This is a genomic window from Leifsonia sp. HAY1-4F (genome assembly GCF_056755275.1).
This window is the reverse complement of record NZ_JBNDHX010000413.1, coordinates 1-255: the sequence shown is the minus strand read 5'-3', so window position 1 is coordinate 255 and position 255 is coordinate 1. Positions and strand designations below refer to the sequence as shown.

The 255-nt window shown below is 56.5% G+C and carries 1 protein-coding gene; it reads right to left on the bottom strand.

The annotated features are described in order from the left end of the window. Positions 1-237 (bottom strand): DUF5684 domain-containing protein (locus tag ACPYOG_RS20005; protein ID WP_481295851.1); only part of this gene is annotated, 237 nt, incomplete at its 3' end. Positions 238-255 lie beyond the last annotated feature (18 nt).

Genomic DNA, 255 nt, shown 5'->3' with positions numbered 1-255 from the left:
AATAGGTACGAAGAACACCGGAAGCAGAACGAGTCCCACCGTGTAGCCGGCGTCTTTTCCGAAGCTCTTGGCCAGATCGTTCAGGGCCACAATGCTGAAGTAGATCCCGGCGAACGGGATGAGGAACAGCAAGTACCAGTACCAAGGGCGTCCGGCGATCTCCAGTAGTTTGATCCCGTTGTAGACAGGGATGAAGGCGGCCCAGGCCGGTCGGCCGGACTTGGTGAAGATTCCCATGTAGAGCACACCAATGAT